Raw genomic sequence first — 18,541 nt, 5'->3', positions numbered from 1 at the left:
CCGGGCCACCGCCGCGGCTCGCTCCCCGGGTCACCTATCGGTCACCCGGGGGGCGAGCGACGGCCAAAGGTCACCGGGTAGGTACCGTTTCGACAGTTTCGACGGGTACCGTGGAGCGGTCCATGACTGGACCCGGGAGCAGAGCCACGAGGAGCAGCAGGTGTTCAACGACATAGGGCCCATGGAGCTCGTCACCCTCGTGGTCCTCGCCGTGCTCGTCTTCGGCCCGGACAAACTGCCCAAGCTGATCCAGGACGTCTCGGGGTTCATCCGCAAGATCCGCAGCTTCTCGGAGACCGCCAAGGCGGACATCCGCGCCGAACTCGGCCCCGAGTTCAAGGACTTCGAGTTCGAGGACCTGAACCCGAAGACGTTCGTGCGCAAGCAGCTGCTCGACAACGACGACCTGGGTCTCAAGGAGATCCGCAACAGCTTCGACCTGCGCAAGGACATGGAGGAGGTCGCGGACGCGGTGCACGGCCGCGAGAGCGCCTCCGCGGCCCCCACGACGGCCGCGAACGGCTCGGCCGCCGGTGTGCCGGGCGCGCCCGACCTCGTCAAGAAGCGCGAGAAGCTCGACCCGGGCGAGCGCCCCCCGTTCGACGCCGACGCGACCTGACGCGACCCCCCGAATTCCGTACGGGACGTCAATCCGAGCCACGTCCGCACCGTCATTCCCGGTGGACGCGACCGGGGTGGCTATCCTCCATAGGTCCGGCAGCCAGGACGCCCGAGGGGGGCGGGCCGCTGCGGACACCTACGGACAGGAGGCGGCCGGGCAGTGGAGACGACGAGTCGGGTTTCGGCACAGGGGTCCACGGAGGACACCCCGTCCACACCAGAAGGGGTGCCGGCGGCCCGGCGTACGGTCGACGGCTATCTGCGGGCACCGTTCGCCTGGTACGGCCTTGACCAGGCCTTCACCGGGCCGCGCTGGCTGATGCAGGTGGCCACGGCGGCCGACGGCACGGTTCAGTACGGCTCCACCGGCCACGGCGACGAGCCGTCGATACGGCCGGCCCGCGAAGACACGGCCGACCGCTCCGCCGCCGACCGCGAGCGCTTCGCGGTGGTCGTGAGCGTCCCGGCCAACCCCACGCGCCGCAGCGGCGACGGTACGGGGGTGCTGGAGGCCACCACGGTCTCCTCCGCGGCCTGGCTGGCCGGGTCCGGGCTGCTCTCCTTCACCTGGCCCGCCCAGATGGACCACGTGCTGCGCGACGAGTGGCTGGACCAGCAGACCGAGGCGGCGTGGGAACTGGCGGACGACCTCGCCGGGCCGGACTGGACCACGCTCTCGCTGCCGGTCGACGGGGTCGCGACGCCGTTCCACTACCGGGAGTCCGAGTTCGGCTGGGTGCTGGCCGGCTCCGCCGGGGGCGGGGTGCACCTGGGGGCGTACGGGCGGGGGATGAGCGCGTACGGGCTCGGGTTCGCGGTGGTGGACATCACGTCGTACGCCTAGGTCCACGTCGGCCGGGGCGACTTGCGGCCGCAGCTTGTGGGCGGTTGCTCGCGCGGTTCCCCCGCGTTCCTGAGAGGGGCCCGAAGGGCCCTCCCAGGGGCGCGGGGAACCGCGCGACCAGCCACAGACGGCCGGCAGATCAGAACCCGGGGATCAGAACCCGCAGATCAGAACTTGTTGCGCGGAGTGATCCCCAGCGACATGCCCGACAGGCCGCGCTGGCGGCCGCCCAGCTTGCCCGCGATCGCGCGCAGCGCGGCGCCCGCGGGGGAGTCCGGGTCGGAGAGGACGACCGGCCTGCCGTCGTCGCCGCCCTCGCGCAGGCGGACGTCGATCGGGATCGAGCCGAGCACCGGCACGTTCGTGCCGGTCGTCTTCGTCAGGCCCTCGGCGACCTTCTCGCCGCCGCCCGTGCCGAAGACGTCGACCATCTCGTCGCAGTGCGGGCACGGGAGGCCCGCCATGTTCTCGACGACGCCGACGATCTTCTGGTGGGTCTGGACCGCGATCGAGCCCGCCCGCTCGGCGACCTCGGCGGCGGCCTGCTGGGGGGTCGTGACGACCAGGATCTCCGCGTTCGGGACCAGCTGGGCCACCGAGATCGCGATGTCGCCGGTGCCCGGGGGCAGGTCGAGCAGGAGGACGTCCAGGTCACCCCAGTAGACGTCGGCCAGGAACTGCTGGAGGGCGCGGTGGAGCATCGGGCCGCGCCAGACCACGGGGGCGTTGCCCGGGGTGAACATACCGATGGAGATGACCTTCACGCCGTTCGCCGACGGCGGCATGATCATGTTCTCGACCTGGGTGGGACGGCCGTCCACGCCCAGCATGCGGGGCACGGAGTGCCCGTAGATGTCGGCGTCGACGACACCGACCTTCAGCCCGTCCGCCGCCATCGCCGCGGCGAGGTTCACCGTCACCGAGGACTTGCCGACGCCGCCCTTGCCGGACGCCACCGCGTAGACGCGGGTCAGCGAGCCGGGCTTGGCGAAGGGCACCTCGCGCTCGGCGGTACCGCCGCGCAGCGACGCCGCGAGCTCCTTGCGCTGTTCGTCGCTCATCACATCGAGCGAGACGTCGACGCGCGTGACGCCCTCGACCCGCTCGACCGCCTCGGTCACGTTCTTCGTGATCGTCTCGCGCATCGGGCAGCCGGAGACCGTGAGGTACACCGTGACGGCGACCGCCCCGTCCGCCCCGATCTCGACCGCCTTGACCATGCCGAGCTCAGTGATCGGGCGGTGGATCTCTGGGTCGTTCACCGTCGCCAGTGCCTCGCGCACCGCGTCATCCGTAACCATACGGAGATGGTACGGCGCGGGGTGCCGCCCCCGGAAAGCCCTAGCGGCGGTCTGATTCGTCACTTCCGTGCGGGGCCTCCGGCGGGAATACCACGCGCCGGTCCTCCATCTCCTTGATCAGGTCCTGAAGTTCCGAGCGGATCCAGTCGCGGGTGGCCACCTCGCCGAGGCCCATCCGCAGCGCGGCGATCTCCCGGGTGAGGTACTCGGTGTCGGCGATGGAGCGCTCGTTGGACTTGCGGTCCTGCTCCAGGTTGACCCGGTCGCGGTCGTCCTGCCGGTTCTGCGCGAGCAGGATCAGCGGGGCCGCGTACGAGGCCTGGAGGGACAGGGCCAGCGTCAGGAAGATGAACGGGTACTCGTCGAAGCGCAGCGCGGCCGGCGCGAAGATGTTCCAGACCACCCACAGGATGATCACCAGGGTCATCCAGACGATGAACCGCCCGGTGCCCAGGAAGCGGGCGATCTTCTCGGAGAACCGGCCGAACGCCTCCGGGTCGTACTCGGGCAGCAGCCGCCGCCGGGGCGCGCGCGGCTGGTCCAGGCGGGCGCGCGGGCCGCGTGAGAGGGCGCTCGCGCCCACCGCGCGCGTGCGCTCGCGCTCCTCGGTGCGGTCAGCCATCCGTGCCCCCCTCGGCGCCGTGGAACTCCGCCTCGCGCCAGTCCTCGGGCAGCAGGTGGTCGAGGACGTCGTCGACGGTGACCGCGCCCAGCAGGGAGCCGCTGTCGTCCACGACGGGCGCGGCGACCATGTTGTACGCGGCGAGGAACGCGGTCACCGCGGGCAGCGGCGCCTCGGGGGAGAGCGGCGGCAGGTCGGTGTCCACGATCGAGGAGACCAGGGTGAACGGCGGGTCCCGCAGCAGCCGCTGGAAGTGCACCGTGCCCAGGTACTTGCCGGTCGGCGTCTCGTCGGGCGGCCGGCACACGTACACCTGCGCGGCCAGCGCCGGCGAGAGGTCCTGCTGGCGTACGCGCGCGAGGGCGTCGGCGACCGTGGCGTCCGGGCGCAGCACGATCGGCTCGGTGGTCATCAGACCGCCCGCGGTGCGCTCCTCGTACGACAGGAGCCTGCGCACGTCCGCCGCGTCGTCCGGCTGCATCAGGGTGAGCAGGCGCTCCTTGTCCTCCTCGGGCAGCTCGGAGAGCAGGTCGGCGGCGTCGTCGGGGTCCATCGCCTCCAGGACGTCGGCGGCCCGTTCGTCCTTCAGCTTGCCGAGGATCTCCACCTGGTCGTCGTCCGGCAGCTCCTCCATGACGTCCGCGAGCCGGTCGTCGTCGAGGGCGGCGGCCACCTCGGCGCGGCGCTTGGGGGAGAGGTGGTGCAGCACGTTGGCGAGGTCGGCGGGGCGCAGCTGCTCGAAGGTGGCGAGGAGGTTCTCGGCGCCCTGGCCGTGCTCCTCCAGCGAGAAGCCGGTGACGGCGGACCACTCGACGGTCAGCGTCTCGCCCTTGCGCCGCAGGGCGCCGCCCTTGCCGCGGCGGACGAAGACCTTGTCGATCTCCCAGTCGCGGCGCGCGGGCAGCTGCTGGATGGCCACGTCCAGGACCGTCACCTCCTCGCCGCTCTCGACGACGGTGACCCGGCGGTCCAGCAGCTCACCGAGGACGAGGCGCTCGGTGGGGCGCTGCTCGAAGCGGCGCAGGTTGACCACGCCGGTGGTGATGACCTGGCCGGACTCGACGCCGGTGACCCGGGTCATCGGCAGGAAGATCAGCCGGCGGCCGGCCACCTCGACGACGATGCCGAGCAGCCGGGGCGGACGGCGGCCGACGCGCAGGATCGCCACCAGATCGCGCACCCGGCCCACCTGGTCGCCGTTGGGATCGAAGACGGCGACGCCGGAGAGGTGCGAGACGAAGATCCGGGGGGCGCCTGCCGCCATGCCGAGCGCCTCCTCTGGGGCGTGGTCCGACCCTGTCCCGGCCGGAAATACGACGCTGAATATCTGATTCAGGCTAGCCGGTGCCCTCGCGGTACGCCCTTGTGGGGGGTCCGTACGGCTCTCCGCGGGGCGGGGTGGACGGCCCGGGTAGGGTGCGGTCTGCCGACCCCGACTTCGCGCCCCCACGCGGCGCGCTTCGACGAAAGGCTGTGCCGGTGACCACACGCTCCCTGTCCGTACGGGCGCGCCGGGCCGCGCTGCCCGTCGCGCTCTGCGCGGGGCTCGCCGCGGCCGTCACCGCGTGCTCCTCGGACCCGGACGAGGGGACCAACGGCGTCGGCAAGCTCTCCGCGACCGAGATCGAGGGCAAGGCCCGCACGGCGGCCGACGGCGCCGACGCGGTGCACCTCAGCGGCACGCTGGTCAGCAAGGGCGGCACGTACAAGATCGACATGCGGCTGAAGAAGAACGGCGCCACCGGCACGGTCACCTCCAAGAACACCACGTTCGGGCTGCTGCGGGTGGGTGACGAGCTCTATCTGAAGGCCGACGCCGGGTTCTGGGCGCACCGGGACGGCAAGCACGGCTCGGGGAGCGCGTCGGCCGCGGGCAGACAGCTCGACGACAAGTACGTCAAGGTGCCCTCGGGCGACCCCGCGTACCAGGAGCTGCGCGGCTTCACGGACAAGAGCGCGCTGCTGAAGGGGATGCTCGGGCTCCAGGGCGAGCTCTCCAAGGGCGACCGGTCCAAGGTCGGTGAGGTGGGCACCATCCGCGTCAGGGCCGGCAAGGACGGCGAGGGCGGCACGCTCGACGTCTCGCTCCAGGGCACGCCCTATCCGCTGCGCTTCGAGCGGGCGGGCGGCGCGGGCGTGCTCGAACTGGGCGACTGGAACCAGGACTTCCCGCTGGCGGCGCCGTCCAAGGGGGCGACGGTGGACTACGGGAGCAGGCTCCCCAAGACGTAGGGCCGCGCGGTGCCGGATGCGGTGTCGTGGCCCCTGCGGACCGTGGTGGGTTGCTCGCGCAGTTCCCCGCGCCCCTGGGCAGTCAGGGGCGCGGGGAACCGCGCGCTCAGCCGCACACAGCTCGCAGACGAGGACCGGCCTCCGGGAGGAGCGGGCACCCCTCAGCCCCGCTTGCGGCCCCGCTTGCGCTTCATCAGCAGGCGCGGCAGCGCCGCCGGGACCGGCTCGCGCGTGGTGGCCGGGGTCTCCACGGGCGGCGCGGCCAGCGAGCCCGAGGGCATCTCCGTGCGGACCTCGGCCGGCGCCAGGCGCAGCACCCGGCACTCCCGCGCCCAGCGCCCCGTCACCGCCTCGCCGTCCGGCGCGTTCAGCCGCTTGGCCTTCAGCTCGGCGGCCACCGCCTCCCACAGCTCGCTCCGCGGCGCGACCTCGCTCACCGCGGCCGTCCAGGCGACCAGGCGCCCGCCCTTGTCCTTGCTGCGGACGGTCACCTCCGCGGTGCCGCCGTCGGCCAGGCCCTCCAGCGGCTGCTCGCCGGGGCCGCCGCCCACCACATACGCCGCGCCCTCGTGCCACACGTGCCACAGGGCGCGGTCGGCGGTCCCGGTGCCCCGCACCCAGATCAGCCCGGACTTCTTGGTGGCCTCCTCGACGAGGGCCCGATCCAGCAGCGCAGGTGTCATGGGGGCCACTTTATGGGACGGCCCCGGCCCGGCCCACGGTGTTGTCCACAGCATGGTCCGACAGTTCCGAAAATATGTTTAGCGCCTTACCCTCATGCCGTGCCCACCACCGCGCCCACCACCACAGCACCCGCGACCCCGGCTCCGGCCGCCGCCGCGGCCGCCCCCCGGGTCGACTTCGCGCTGCTCGCCGTCGCCATCGCCAGCGTGTCGCTCTCCGCGCCGCTGATCGCCGCGACGGCGGCCCCCGCGCTGGCCATCGCGTTCTGGCGCAACGCCATGGCGGTCGGCGCGCTCACCCCGCTGGTCGCGGTGAGGTACCGGGAGCGGTTGCGGGGGCTGACCCGCCGGGAGGCGGGCCTCGCGGTCGCCGCGGGGGCGCTGCTCGCGGTGCACTTCGGGCTCTGGCTGCCGAGTCTGCGGATGACGTCGGTGGCCTCCTCGACCGCGCTGTGCACCACCACCCCGATCTGGACCACGCTCGCCCTGCGGCTGCGCGGCCACCGCCCGCCCGCCCTGGTCTGGGCCGGGACGCTGGTCGCGTGCGTGGGCGTGGTGATGCTCACCGGCGTCGACCTGACCACCTCGCCGCGCGCCCTCGCGGGTGACGCCCTCGCGCTCGGCGGCGGTGTCGCCGCCGCCGGTTACGTGCTGCTCGGGGCCGAGGTCCGGCGGACCGTCGACACCGTCCCGTACACCTACCTCTGCTACGGGACGGCCGCCGCCGGGCTGCTCGCCGCCTGTCTGGCGAGCGGCGCGGACCTCGGCTCCTACTCCGGGGCGACCTGGGCGAAGCTGGCCGCGCTCACCGTCGCGGCCCAGCTGCTGGGCCACTCGCTGCTCAACCGGGTGGTGCGGGGCCTGGGCGCCTCCGTGACGTCCACGGCGATCCTCCTGGAGACCCCGGGCGCGGCGCTGATCGCCGCGCTCTGGCTGGGCCAGATACCGCCCGCCCTGGCCTGGGCCGCCCTGGTCGTGATCCTCGGCGGGCTCGCCCTCGTCGTCAGAGCCAACCGTTCCGCTTGAGCGTGCGGTGGATGGTCAGACAGCTGCCGACGATGGCGGCCAGCACGATCGGGTAGCCGTACTTCCAGTGCAGCTCCGGCATGTGGTCGAAGTTCATGCCGTACACGCCGCACACCATCGTCGGTACGGCGATGATCGCCGCCCATGAGGTGATCTTGCGCATGTCCTCGTTCTGCGCGAACGACGCCTGCGCCAGATTGGCCTGGAGGATCGAGTTCAGGAGCTCGTCGAAGGCGACCACGTGCTCCTGCACGCGCGCGAGGTGGTCGGCCACGTCGCGGAAGTACTTCTGGATGTCGGGGTCGACCAGCCGCATCGGCCGCTCGCTGAGCAGCTGCATGGGCCGCAGCAGCGGCGAGACCGCCCGCTTGAACTCCAGTACCTCGCGCTTGAGTTGGTAGATCCGGCCGGCGTCCGTGCCGCGCGGGCTGCCCTTGGAGGGCGCCGAGAAGACGTCGATCTCGACCTCGTCGATGTCGTCCTGCATCGCGTCCACGACCGCCAGATAGCCGTCCACGACCTGGTCCGCGATGGCGTGCAGCACGGCCGAGGGGCCCTTGGCCAGCAACTCGGGGTCGTCCTGGAGGCGCTTGCGCAGCGCCCGCAGCGACCCCTGGCCGCCGTGCCGGACGGTGATCACGAAGTCCCGGCCGGTGAAGCACATGACCTCGCCGGTCTCCACGACCTCGCTGGTGGCGGTGAGTTCGGCGTGCTCCACGTAGTGGACGGTCTTGAAGACGGTGAAGAGCGTGTCGTCGTACCGCTCCAGCTTGGGCCGCTGGTGGGCGTGGACGGCGTCCTCCACGGCCAGCGGGTGCAGCCCGAACTCGGCGGCGATACCGGCGAATTCGGCCTCGGTCGGCTCGTGCAGTCCGATCCAGGCGAAGCCGCCCTCCTCCTGGACGTACCGCATCGCCTCACGCGGGGTGAGGCACGCGTCGGCCTGGCTGCGCAGTCCGTCGCGGTAGACCGCGCAGTCGACGACGGCGCTGCTCGCGGAGGGGTCCCGGGTGGGGTCGTAGGAGTTGTGCGGGGCGGTGCTCTTGCGCAGCGAAGGACGCAGGGAGGGGCGGACCGCTGCGCGCAGGTCACGGATCATGGACATGGCAGGACTCCTTCACGGAGAGGCCGCCGGCGAGCGTGGCACTGCCCGGAATGGGGACGTGACGCGAGAACTGCGTACATCTGCGTACGTCCGCAAAGCGGGCGGCACCGCGAGTGCGGTGACGGCGTTCGCTACTGAAACGGACTGGGCGAGGCGAGATGCTCTTCCGCCGTGCGACATGCCATGAGACTCGGATGTTTCCCGGGGATACGGCCGGGTATGGAGGTCTCGATCACAGGGAACAACGAAGGCGCACGGAAGAGCGGTTGGTACTGCCAGGCCGACTTCGATCCATCGCAGCCCCACCTCCTCCGGCCGGTCCCCCGTGAGGGACGTACTTCTGCCCTGAACAGCGGCCAAGACTATCAGTCGGCGCAGGTGTCAAGTCCGTACTTTGCCCGTTCGATACGGCTTCTATGCTCAACTCATGGTTGATGTTCTTGCTCTCGTCGAGGCCAGGCTGCGCACCGCCCTCGGTGAACCGGACGCGCGCGCCGCGGTGACCTTCCTCGGTACGGACCGCGTCGAGGTGCTGCGCTTCGCCGACGGGGACATCGTGCGCTACGCCACGCTCGGCATGTCGGCCCGGCCGATGACCGACCCGGCCGCCGCCCTCGCCGACCCGGTCGAGGGCCCGCGCGCCGAGCTGGTCCTGTCCGTACGGGCCGGGCTCGCCGACACGGACAAGGTCCTGCGCCCGCTCGCCGTCCTCGCCTCCACCCCGCAGGTCGAGGGCGTGGTGGTGGCCCCCGGCGCCTCCCTGGACATCGGGGAACCGCTGTGGCCGGGCGCGCCGTTCAGCTCGGTCCTGGTCGCGGAGCCGGGCGGGCTGGTCGAGGACCTGGAACTCGACGACCCGATGGACCCGGTCCGCTTCCTGCCGCTGCTGCCGATGACGGCGAACGAGGCGGCCTGGAAGCGGGTGCACGGGGCGCGCGAGCTGGAGGAGCGCTGGCTGGCCGAGGGGACCGACCTGCGCGACCCGCTGCGTACCGCCGTCCGCCTGGACTAGGCATACCGCCGTCCGCCTGGACCGAGGGCGCCCCGGTGCGCCGGGGCGGGCGCGTGCCGGCGCCCCCGTCCGCCCCTTCTGCCACACGCCGGACGGGTGATCGTCCTTGACGCGGCGCGGGACGGGGAGGACCGTTGGCATGTATGAGGGGCGAACCCAGTTGCCCGAAGTGCGGAGGCCGGGTCCGGGCGCCCGGTCTCTTCGCCGACACCTGGCAGTGCGACGTGCACGGCACGGTGCATCCGCTCCAGCCCGTCGTCCCGCCGAGCGTCGAGGCGCTCGGCGTCGCGGTGCACCGGGCGAAGGTGCCCGTCTGGATGCCGTGGCCGCTGCCGATCGGCTGGCTCTTCACCGGCGTGGCGTGCGCGGGCGACGACCGCAGCGGCGGGCGGGCGACCGCCGTGGCCTGCTCGGGCCCCGCGCCGCTCGGCGGCATCGGTGAGCTGCTGCTCGTGGCGGAGGAGCTGGGCGTGGGCCTGGGCGCGCGGTACGCGGGCATCGACGGCCCCGACCCCGGCCCGTACATGAGCGTCGACAAACCGCCCCACGCCAAGGTCCTCGCGGCCGGACGCCCCACCCCGCTCTGGCACGTCACCGCCACGCCCGACGACCGCGCGGTCTTCGCGGGCGAGGCGCGCGGCCTGTGGCTGTGGGCGATCGTCTGGCCGGAGCAGTCGGGGCTGCTGCTCTACGACGAGCTGGTCCTCACCGATCTGCGCGACGCGGGCGCCGAGGTCGAGCTGGTCCCGTGCGGGGCGCTCTCGCCGCGCATCCTGTCGGGCGGGATGCGGTGAGCCGTGCCGGGCGACGGGCTGCGGTGACCGCCACAGCCGTGTCGGCCGGGATGCGGTGACCGCCACAGCCGTGGCGGGCGGGACGGGGGCCACGCACCGTTATCCTTGACTGTCCCCACCGTCCGCCCTTACGCCCTGGAGTCACGCGTGCGCATCGACCTGCACACCCACTCCACCGCGTCCGACGGCACGGACACCCCGGCCGAGCTCGTCCGCAACGCGGCCGCCGCCGGACTGGACGTCATCGCGCTCACCGACCACGACACCACCCGCGGTCACGCGCAGGCCGCCGCGGCGCTGCCCGCGGGCCTGACCCTGGTGACCGGCGCCGAGCTCTCCTGCCGGATCGACGGCATCGGCCTGCACATGCTGGCGTACCTCTTCGACCCCGAGGAGCCGGAGCTGGCGCGCGAGCGCGAGCTGGTCCGCGACGACCGGGTGCCGCGCGCCCGGGGCATGGTCGCCAAGCTCCAGGAGCTGGGCGTCCCGGTCACCTGGGAGCAGGTGGCGCGGATCGCGGGCGACGGCTCGGTGGGCCGCCCGCACGTCGCCGAGGCGATGGTCGAGCTGGGCGTCGTCGGGTCGGTCTCGGAGGCGTTCGTGCCCGAGTGGCTGGCGGACGGCGGACGCGCGTACGTGGGCAAGCACGAGCTCGACCCGTTCGAGGCGATCCGGCTGGTCAAGGCCGCCGGAGGAGTCACCGTCCTCGCCCACCCGCTGGCGCTCAAGCGCGGCCGGGTCGTGCCCGAGTCGGTGATAGCCGAGCTCGCCTCGGCCGGCCTCGACGGCATCGAGGTTGACCACACCGACCACGACGCGCCCTCGCGCGCGAAGCTGCGCTCGCTCGCCACCGAACTCGGCCTGCTGACCACCGGCTCCAGCGACTACCACGGCGACCGCAAGGCCGTGCGGCTCGGTGAGTGCACCACCGACCCCGAGATCTACGGCGAGATCACCCGCCGGGCGACGGGCGCGTTCCCCGTCCCGGGCGCGGGCGGAACCGGCCGCTAGCCCGGGCCCCGGCCCCCGTCGCCTTCCCCTCACCCTCCCCCATAGGGCTCCGCTCCGTGCGGCGCCCTCCCCTGCTCCGTACACCCTCTCCCGCAAGGCACCACCGTGTTCGACGCTGCCGTTTTCGGCTCCCTCTTCCTCACTCTGTTCGTCATCATGGATCCCCCGGGGATCACCCCGATCTTCCTCGCGCTGACCTCCGGGCGCGCCGCCAAGGTGCAGCGCAGGATGGCGTGGCAGGCCGCTGCCGTCGCCCTCGGCGTGATCACCGTGTTCGGCCTGGTGGGCAACCAGATCCTGGCGTATCTGCACATCGAGGTGCCCGCGCTGATGATCGCGGGCGGTCTGCTGCTCCTGCTCATCGCCCTCGACCTGCTCACCGGCAAGATGGAGGAGCCGAAGCAGACCAAGGACGTCAACGTGGCGCTGGTGCCGCTGGGCATGCCGCTGCTCGCCGGTCCCGGCGCGATCGTCCAGGTGATCCTGGCGGTCCAGAACCACGACACGCTGAGCGGGCAGGTCGCGGTGTGGACCGCGATCCTCGCCATGCACGTCGTGCTGTGGCTGGTCATGCGGTACTCGCTGCTGATCATCCGGGTCATCAAGGACGGCGGGGTGGTCCTGGTGACGCGGCTCGCGGGCATGATGCTCTCCGCGCTCGCGGTGCAGCAGATCATCAACGGCGTCACCCAGGTGATCCGGGGCGGGTGACCGCACGCGCAGCCGCGCAGCCACGCAGCCGCGCACCCGCGCAGCGAAAAGCGCCCCCGTACCGGTGTCCGGTGCGGGGGCGCTTCGGCTTGCCGCGTAGAAGATCCTTACGCGTTACGAAGCCGAGCTTTCGGCCGGGCGGATGTAGATGCGCTGGCCGACTGCGGCGGCCTGCTGCACGATCCGGTTGACGGAGGCGGCGTCCACGACGGTGCTGTCCACGGCGGAGCCGTCCACGTCGTTGAGGCGCATGATTTCGAAGCGCATGGCTTCTCCCTTCGTCTGATCCTCCTGAAGGAGAACTGCTTGGTGCTGGTGGTACGGGGAGCGGGCCCCGTTACGACTGTTACAACGGGTTGCCCTTGGCAAACATTCCCTACGCTAAGGAAATTTTTTCACGAACTAAATACTGGCGGGTAAGGCACCGGTTGTGAGAGCTCGCTCACGCCCCTGAGAATGGGGGCGATGAGCGAAGCAGGCGACACCTCAGGCAGCGAGATCCCCGGCGTCGGCGGCCCCGGCGTCCCGGGCGTCCCGGGCGTCCCGGGCGGCACCGGCGGTGGTCCGGACGCCCCCACCCCCGGCCCCGGTCTGGCCGGCATCGGCGCGCAGCTGGAGCGCACCAACCAGCTGCTGCGGCGGATGCTCGCCGAGGTGGCGAAGACGCCCTCCACCCACGCGATCTTCGTGGACGCGGGGTACGTCTACGCGGCGGCGGGCCTCCTGGTCACCGGGACGGAGGACCGCCGGGCCTTCGACCTCGACGCCGAGGGGCTGATCGAGGCCTTCATCGACAAGGCCCGCACGATCTTCGCGGACAGCCGGCTGCTCCGGGTGTACTGGTACGACGGCGCGCGCCGGCGCATCCACACCAACGAGCAGCAGTCGATCGCCGAGCTGCCGGACGTGAAGGTGCGGCTGGGCAACCTCAACGCCAACAACCAGCAGAAGGGCGTCGACTCCCTGATCCGCTCCGACCTGGAGTCCCTCGCCCGCCACCGCGCGATCAGCGACGCGGCGCTCATCGGCGGCGACGAGGACCTCGTCTCGGCGGTCGAGGCGGCGCAGGGGTACGGGGCGCGGGTCCACCTGTGGGGGATCGAGGCGGCGGAGGGGCGCAACCAGGCGGAGCCGCTGCTGTGGGAGGTCGACAGCCAGCGCACGTTCGACCTGGACTTCTGCAAGCCGTACGTCACGCGGCGGCCGGTGACGATGTACGAGGACAGCGGGCCGGCGCCGACGCGGGACGATGTGCGGTTCGTGGGGGCGCGGATCGCGGCGACGTGGCTGTCGGAGCGGGGCCGGGCGTCCCTGGCCCAGCTGCTGCCGGGCCACCCGTACCTCCCCGGCCCGGTCGACCAGGACCTCCTGGTGGAGGCGGAACGCCTGCTCCAACGGTCGCTGCGGGGCCACGCGGATCTGCGGCGGGCACTGCGGGACGGGTTCTGGCAGCATTTGCAGTCGCAGTACTAGGGGGCCGGCGGGACGGGGTGCCTGTCCTTTGCTCTTGCCCCTTGCCCGTTGCCGGCGGGCAGCCCACCCCCGGCCCGCAGTCGAAGTCGTCCCGCAGGCGGAAGCCCACCCAGGGCCGGGGTCACCGGCAACCCACGCGCCCCCCCGCCCAGAATTCCGTCAAGGCCCCCGCCAGCCCCTCCGCGTGCGTCACATTGGGGGAGTGGCCCGCGCCCGGGATCACCGTGTGGTGCGCCCCCGTGTCCCGGGCCAGCGCCGCCAGTTCCTCCACCGTCCACACCATCTCCTCGTCCCCGTACGCCACATGCAGCGGCACGGGAAGCGCGGCGATCTGTTCGGTGCGGTCCGGCTCCGTACGCAACTGGCGCCCCGCCGCGATGAGTTGGCCCGGCCGTGTGTTGAACCAGCGCCGCCGCAGGAACTCCGCGACCTCCTCCGTGTCCGGCTCGTACGCCGGGTCCCGGCTGTCCAGCCACCGCGTCGCCGCCCACACCACCGCCGGTGGCAGCACCGGCAGCGCGGCCCGCAGCAGCCGGATCCTGGCGCGCTGCTCGGGGCCGACGTGCCCGGGCCCGGACGCCAGCAGCGTCAGGGACGCGAAGGAGCGCGGGGCGAGGCGGACGGCCGCGCGCGCCACCAGGCCGCCGAAGGAGTGGCCGACCAGGTGCACGGGCCCGTCCCCGAGCGCCGTCGCCTGGGCCACGGCGTCCTCGGCGAGGGTGCGCGGCGTGTAGCCGGACGCGCCGCGCGGCCCGGCGCTCTCGTGCTGACCGCGCCCGTCGACCGCCACCGCCCGGTACCCGGCGCGCGCGAGCGGCTCCAGGAGGGCGAGGAAGTCCTCCTTGCTGCCGGTGAAACCGGGCAGCAGCAGCGCCGTCCCGAGCCGGGTCCCGAACGGCTCGCAGTCGAGTACGGCGAAACGGCCGCGGGGCGTCTCCAGCGGGTACGCGCGGGTGCCCGAGGGCAGGGCCAGGGACCGGGGCTTGCTCATATGCCGAGCGTAACCGGGGTGCGGGGGCTCCGGAGGACCGCCCCGGGACGCACGTCGGCCCGGCACCCCGTGGGGGATGCCGGGCCGACCGAGCGGTGTGCTTACGCCTCGGGCGCCGCGACCTTGCGGGTGCGGGTACGGCGGGGCTTGGGCTCCGCCGCCGCCTCGGGGGCGGCCTCCGCGGTCTTCTTCGCGCGCGTACGACGCGGCTTGGGCTCGGCGGCGACGGACGCCTCCGGCTCGGCCGCGGCGGCCTTCTTGCGCGAGCGGGCCGGGGCGGCGGCCTCGGCGGCCTTCGCGGCGGCGATCTCCAGGGCGGCCGACTCCGGGGTCAGGAAGCCGACCTCGGAGGAGGACGCCACCTTGCGCACCCGGCGACGGGGCTTGACCGGCGCCTCGACGACGGCCTCCACGACCTGCTCCGCCACCTTGCGGGTACGGCGGCGCGGGGCGGCGGCCACCGGCTCGGCGGCGGGGAGCGGAGCCTCGGCGGCGGGCGCCGGGACGACGGGCGCCTCGGCGACGGCCTTGCGGGTCCGGGTGCGGCGCGGCGTGGTGTCGGCCTCGGCGGCCTCCACGACGGCCTCGGCGGCCGGTGCTGCCACCGGCTCGGCGACGGCCGCGGCCTTGCGGGTCCGGGTGCGGCGCGGCTTGGTGTCGGCCTCGGCGGCCTCCACGACGGCCTCCGCGGCCGGTGCTGCCACCGGCTCGGCGACGGCCACCGGGGCGGTCACGGTCTCGGCGGCCGGAGCCGCCTCCACCGGGGCCACGCCCACACGGGTGCGGCGACGGCGGCGCGGGGTGCGCGGCTCGGCGCTCTCGGTGGTCGCAGTGTTCTCGGTGTGCGCGGTGTTTGCGGCGGCCTCGGCCTCCGGCGCGGCGGCAGGCTCCGCGGCCACGGGCGCCTGGGCGTCCGTCTCGGCCGACGAGCCACCCCGGGTGCGGCGGCGCTGGCGCGGGGTGCGCGGCGCGCGCTCCTCGGTGGCGACCGGCGCGGCGGCGGCGGACTTGCGGCCGCGGCCGCCCGTCTCGCCCAGGTCCTCCAGCACCTCGGCGGACAGACCCGCACGGGTCCGCTCGCCGCGGGGCAGGACACCCTTGGTGCCCGCCGGGATGTTGAGCTCCTCGAACAGGTGCGGCGACGTCGAGTACGTCTCGACCGGGTCGGGGAAGCCCAGGTCCAGCGCCTTGTTGATCAGCTGCCAGCGCGGGATGTCGTCCCAGTCCACCAGCGTGACCGCGATGCCCTTCTTGCCCGCGCGGCCGGTGCGGCCGATGCGGTGGAGGTAGGTCTTCTCCTCCTCGGGCGACTGGTAGTTGATGACGTGCGTCACGCCCTCGACGTCGATGCCGCGGGCGGCGACGTCGGTGCAGACCAGCACGTCGACCTTGCCGTTGCGGAAGGCGCGCAGCGCCTGCTCGCGGGCGCCCTGGCCGAGGTCGCCGTGGACCGCGCCGGAGGCGAAGCCGCGCTTGGCGAGCTGCTCGGCGATGTCGGCGGCCGTCCGCTTCGTACGACAGAAGATCATCGCGAGTCCGCGGCCCTCGGCCTGGAGGATGCGCGCGACGAGCTCCGGCTTGTCCATCGAGTGGGCGCGGAAGACGTGCTGCGTGGTGTTGGCCACGGTGGCGCCCGCGTCGTCCGGCGAGGTGGCGCTGATGTGCGTGGGCTGCGACATGTAGCGACGGGCCAGGCCGATGACGGCGCCCGGCATGGTCGCCGAGAACAGCATGGTCTGGCGCTTCGCCGGAAGCATGTTGATGATCTTCTCGACGTCGGGCAGGAAGCCCAGGTCGAGCATCTCGTCGGCCTCGTCGAGGACGAGCGCGCGGACGTGCGAGAGGTCCAGCTTGCGCTGGCCCGCCAGGTCGAGCAGCCGGCCGGGGGTGCCGACGATCACGTCGACGCCCTTCTTGAGGGCCTCGACCTGCGGCTCGTACGCCCGGCCGCCGTAGATGGCGAGCACGCGGACGTTGCGGACCTTGCCGGCGGTCAGCAGGTCGTTGGTGACCTGGGTGCAGAGCTCGCGGGTGGGGACCACGACGAGCGCCTGCGGGGCGTCGGTGAGCTGGTCGGGCCTGGCCCGGCCCGCCTCGACGTCCGCGGGGACGGTGACGCGCTCCAGGAGCGGCAGACCGAAGCCGAGCGTCTTGCCGGTGCCGGTCTTGGCCTGGCCGATGACGTCGGAGCCGGAGAGCGCGACGGGGAGCGTCATCTCCTGGATGGGGAACGGGGACACGATACCGACGGCCTCAAGGGCTTCGGCGGTCTCGGGGAGGATCCCGAGGTCTCGGAACGCAGTCAGGGTGCTGCCTCTTCTGTGAGACGCGGTACGGAGGCGAACGCGGCGGGTCTTACCGTGCCGTGGGTCCATCCGGCCAGGTGTCGGGGATCGACCGGGCCGGGTGGCGCGGGACCACTGCCGTCGCTCAAGCGCTCGTGCCGCTGAGGGTCCCTCATCTGCGGTTACGTAATGTCACGTGCCGCACTGGAGGGCTGTCGGGTCGGAGCCGACCGGGCGACCGACCGGGCATCCTCATTCATCAAGCCGCCCGCCGAATACATGATCCTCGGCAGGCTCATTACCACTGTACCCCGGATTCGCGCATGTGTGTCGGGCGAATTCCCGGGAACCGGTCGGGCGCTCTGGCTGACCAGGCCCTTCCCCCCTGCCGGGAGCGGGCTATTGTGCGCTGCATGGAGACGCCTGACAACGCCAACGCGGCCGGAACCGAAGCCGCCGCGCCCGCTGCCGACGCCGGTAAGAGCACGGAGCCCGCAGAGAACGCGAGGCCCGCGGAGGACACGGGAGACGCCGGGGCCACCGCGGGACCCACCGGCATCGCCGCCCAGGACTGGGCGACGGCCTCGGCCGAGCCGCAGTACCGGGCCGCCGTGGTGGACCTGCTCGGCGCCCTCGCGTACGGCGAGCTGGCGGCCTTCGAGCGCCTGGCCGACGACGCCAAGCTGGCGCCCTCGCTCGCCGACAAGGCGGAGCTGGCGAAGATGGCCTCGGCCGAGTTCCACCATTTCGAGCGGCTGCGCGACCGTCTCGCCCAGATCGACGCGGAGCCGACCGCCGCGATGGAGCCGTTCGCCAAGGCGCTGGACGACTTCCACCACCAGACCGCGCCGTCGGACTGGCTGGAGGGCCTGGTCAAGGCGTACGTGGGCGACTCGATCGCCAGTGACTTCTACCGCGAGGTGGCGGCCCGGCTCGACTCCGACACCCGCGGCCTGGTGCTCGCGGTGCTCGACGACACCGGCCACGGCAACTTCGCGGTGGAGAAGGTGCGTGCCGCGATCGAGGCCGACCCGCGGCTCGGCGGCCGGCTGGCGCTGTGGGCGCGGCGGCTGATGGGCGAGGCCCTCTCGCAGGCCCAGCGCGTGGTCGCGGAGCGCGACGCGCTGTCGACGATGCTGGTCGGCGGCATGGCGGACGGCTTCGATCTGGCCGCGGTCGGCGAGATGTTCGCCCGTATCACCAAGGCGCACACCAAGCGCATGGCCGCGCTGGGCCTCGCCGCCTAGGGACGCCGGAGCTTCGCCGTCTACGCCGCTGAGCGGCGCAGACGGCCCCTCGGGCGCAGCAGCAGCGACAGTGCGACCACCGCGATGAAGGTGGCGCCGACGATCGTGGTCAGCGCGTGCCCCGGACCGATCGCGGAGTGGGTCAGGAAGGCGCCGAAGAGGGCGCCGAGCGAGCCCACCGCGAAAACGGTTCGCCGCTCTGGCAGACGGTGTGGCAGACGGGACGCGGCAGTCCAGGCGAGAACGATTCCGAGCACGACGGAGCCGAGCGCTTCCAGGAGCATGTACGTCCCTCCCGCGGTGTGTGGCCAGGGCTATCGGGTCACCTGCCGTCCTACCCGAGGCTCGCGGAACGCAACCCTCACCTCATCGTGTGGAGCACAGCGGAGGCATGGGAAGCGCCCGCCCGGCGCACGGAGTGCGGGCGGCGCGCACAGGAGAGGGGGGGGGGGGGGGGGGGGGGGGGGGGGGGGGGGTGTTGTTGGGGGGTGGGGGGGGGGGGGGGGGGGGGGGGGGGAGGGGAGGCTAGAAGAGAGTGTACAGAAAAGGGGGGGGGGGGGAGATTCCTGTAAACCTAAGGAAG

The 18,541-nt window shown here is 72.9% G+C and carries 19 protein-coding genes; 10 read left to right on the top strand and 9 right to left on the bottom strand.

Annotated elements, in window-relative coordinates; genetic code table 11:
- Nucleotides 1-160 precede the first annotated feature (160 nt).
- Both AC069K_RS33555 and AC069K_RS33550 read left to right on the top strand, forming a co-directional pair.
- Complete coding sequence (locus AC069K_RS33555) at nt 161-619, top strand: sec-independent translocase (RefSeq protein WP_358835416.1); 459 nt, start codon at nt 161-163, stop codon at nt 617-619.
- Between the two features lie 162 nt (nt 620-781).
- The gene (locus AC069K_RS33550; protein WP_365104810.1) at nt 782-1,465 is read left to right on the top strand and encodes a hypothetical protein; all 684 of its coding nucleotides are present in this window, start codon (nt 782-784) and stop codon (nt 1,463-1,465) included.
- 167 nt (nt 1,466-1,632) lie between these two features.
- Here AC069K_RS33550 and AC069K_RS33545 read toward each other — a convergent pair whose 3' ends face one another.
- From AC069K_RS33545 to AC069K_RS33535, 3 genes are read right to left on the bottom strand one after another with little or no spacing between them, the layout of a single operon-like run.
- Nucleotides 1,633-2,766, bottom strand: coding sequence for an Mrp/NBP35 family ATP-binding protein (locus tag AC069K_RS33545; RefSeq protein WP_365104812.1), 1,134 nt, complete (start codon nt 2,764-2,766; stop codon nt 1,633-1,635).
- 40 nt (nt 2,767-2,806) lie between these two features.
- Nucleotides 2,807-3,388, bottom strand: coding sequence for a DUF1003 domain-containing protein (locus AC069K_RS33540; RefSeq protein ID WP_365104814.1), 582 nt, complete (start codon nt 3,386-3,388; stop codon nt 2,807-2,809).
- Nucleotides 3,381-4,652, bottom strand: coding sequence for a magnesium transporter MgtE N-terminal domain-containing protein (locus AC069K_RS33535; protein ID WP_358835412.1), 1,272 nt, complete (start codon nt 4,650-4,652; stop codon nt 3,381-3,383). The genes AC069K_RS33540 and AC069K_RS33535 overlap by 8 nt, the downstream gene beginning before the upstream one ends.
- A 215-nt stretch (nt 4,653-4,867) precedes the next feature.
- On the opposite strand from AC069K_RS33535, the gene AC069K_RS33530 reads away from it, so the two are divergent.
- The gene (locus tag AC069K_RS33530) at nt 4,868-5,620 is read left to right on the top strand and encodes a hypothetical protein (protein WP_365104816.1); all 753 of its coding nucleotides are present in this window, start codon (nt 4,868-4,870) and stop codon (nt 5,618-5,620) included.
- A 161-nt stretch (nt 5,621-5,781) separates the two neighbouring features.
- On the opposite strand, the gene AC069K_RS33525 is transcribed toward AC069K_RS33530, so the two are convergent.
- A complete protein-coding gene (locus AC069K_RS33525; RefSeq protein ID WP_365104818.1) occupies nt 5,782-6,303 on the bottom strand; it encodes a hypothetical protein in 522 nt (173 codons plus the stop codon).
- Nucleotides 6,304-6,402: 99 nt separating this feature from the next.
- Here AC069K_RS33525 and AC069K_RS33520 point away from each other — a divergent pair, with 99 nt between their 5' ends.
- Complete coding sequence (locus tag AC069K_RS33520; RefSeq protein WP_478622390.1) at nt 6,403-7,329, top strand: DMT family transporter; 927 nt, start codon at nt 6,403-6,405, stop codon at nt 7,327-7,329.
- On the opposite strand, the gene AC069K_RS33515 is transcribed toward AC069K_RS33520, so the two are convergent.
- Nucleotides 7,307-8,434, bottom strand: a complete 1,128-nt coding sequence (locus AC069K_RS33515) for a magnesium and cobalt transport protein CorA (protein WP_365104820.1) — start codon at nt 8,432-8,434, stop codon at nt 7,307-7,309. The genes AC069K_RS33520 and AC069K_RS33515 overlap by 23 nt on opposite strands.
- 427 nt (nt 8,435-8,861) lie before the next feature.
- Here AC069K_RS33515 and AC069K_RS33510 point away from each other — a divergent pair, with 427 nt between their 5' ends.
- The 4 genes from AC069K_RS33510 to AC069K_RS33495 all read left to right on the top strand — a co-directional run bounded on the left by AC069K_RS33510 (nt 8,862) and on the right by AC069K_RS33495 (nt 11,962).
- Nucleotides 8,862-9,446 (top strand): suppressor of fused domain protein, encoded by a 585-nt coding sequence (locus tag AC069K_RS33510; protein ID WP_365104823.1) that lies wholly within the window; start codon nt 8,862-8,864, stop codon nt 9,444-9,446.
- 143 nt (nt 9,447-9,589) lie between these two features.
- Nucleotides 9,590-10,240, top strand: a complete 651-nt coding sequence (locus AC069K_RS33505; protein ID WP_358835407.1) for a DUF6758 family protein — start codon at nt 9,590-9,592, stop codon at nt 10,238-10,240.
- A 147-nt stretch (nt 10,241-10,387) separates the two neighbouring features.
- Nucleotides 10,388-11,251, top strand: a complete 864-nt coding sequence (locus tag AC069K_RS33500) for a PHP domain-containing protein (protein ID WP_478622387.1) — start codon at nt 10,388-10,390, stop codon at nt 11,249-11,251.
- 105 nt (nt 11,252-11,356) lie between these two features.
- A complete protein-coding gene (locus AC069K_RS33495) occupies nt 11,357-11,962 on the top strand; it encodes a MarC family protein (protein ID WP_365104830.1) in 606 nt (201 codons plus the stop codon).
- 114 nt (nt 11,963-12,076) lie between these two features.
- Here the strand turns inward: AC069K_RS33495 and AC069K_RS33490 are convergent, their stop codons facing one another.
- Nucleotides 12,077-12,229 carry a hypothetical protein gene (locus AC069K_RS33490; RefSeq protein ID WP_365104832.1) on the bottom strand — a complete coding sequence of 51 codons (153 nt, stop codon included), beginning with the start codon at nt 12,227-12,229 and terminating at the stop codon, nt 12,077-12,079.
- Nucleotides 12,230-12,427: 198 nt separating this feature from the next.
- Here AC069K_RS33490 and AC069K_RS33485 point away from each other — a divergent pair, with 198 nt between their 5' ends.
- Nucleotides 12,428-13,435 (top strand): NYN domain-containing protein, encoded by a 1,008-nt coding sequence (locus tag AC069K_RS33485; protein ID WP_478622384.1) that lies wholly within the window; start codon nt 12,428-12,430, stop codon nt 13,433-13,435.
- A 121-nt stretch (nt 13,436-13,556) separates the two neighbouring features.
- Here AC069K_RS33485 and AC069K_RS33480 read toward each other — a convergent pair whose 3' ends face one another.
- Entirely contained in the window at nt 13,557-14,426 is an 870-nt protein-coding gene (locus AC069K_RS33480) for an alpha/beta fold hydrolase (RefSeq protein WP_478622382.1), read from the bottom strand.
- A gap of 101 nt (nt 14,427-14,527) precedes the next feature.
- Nucleotides 14,528-16,801 carry a DEAD/DEAH box helicase gene (locus tag AC069K_RS33475; RefSeq protein WP_478622380.1) on the bottom strand — a complete coding sequence of 758 codons (2,274 nt, stop codon included), beginning with the start codon at nt 16,799-16,801 and terminating at the stop codon, nt 14,528-14,530.
- 314 nt (nt 16,802-17,115) lie between these two features.
- Here AC069K_RS33475 and AC069K_RS33470 point away from each other — a divergent pair, with 314 nt between their 5' ends.
- Nucleotides 17,116-17,958, top strand: coding sequence for a ferritin-like fold-containing protein (locus AC069K_RS33470; protein ID WP_478622378.1), 843 nt, complete (start codon nt 17,116-17,118; stop codon nt 17,956-17,958).
- 20 nt (nt 17,959-17,978) lie between these two features.
- Here AC069K_RS33470 and AC069K_RS33465 read toward each other — a convergent pair whose 3' ends face one another.
- Nucleotides 17,979-18,242 carry a hypothetical protein gene (locus AC069K_RS33465; RefSeq protein WP_365114594.1) on the bottom strand — a complete coding sequence of 88 codons (264 nt, stop codon included), beginning with the start codon at nt 18,240-18,242 and terminating at the stop codon, nt 17,979-17,981.
- Nucleotides 18,243-18,541: the final 299 nt, after the last annotated feature.

The organism is Streptomyces sp. NPDC043908 (assembly GCF_056435525.1).
The sequence above is the reverse complement of the archived record's forward strand: the minus strand, read 5'-3'. Positions and strand labels throughout refer to the sequence as shown.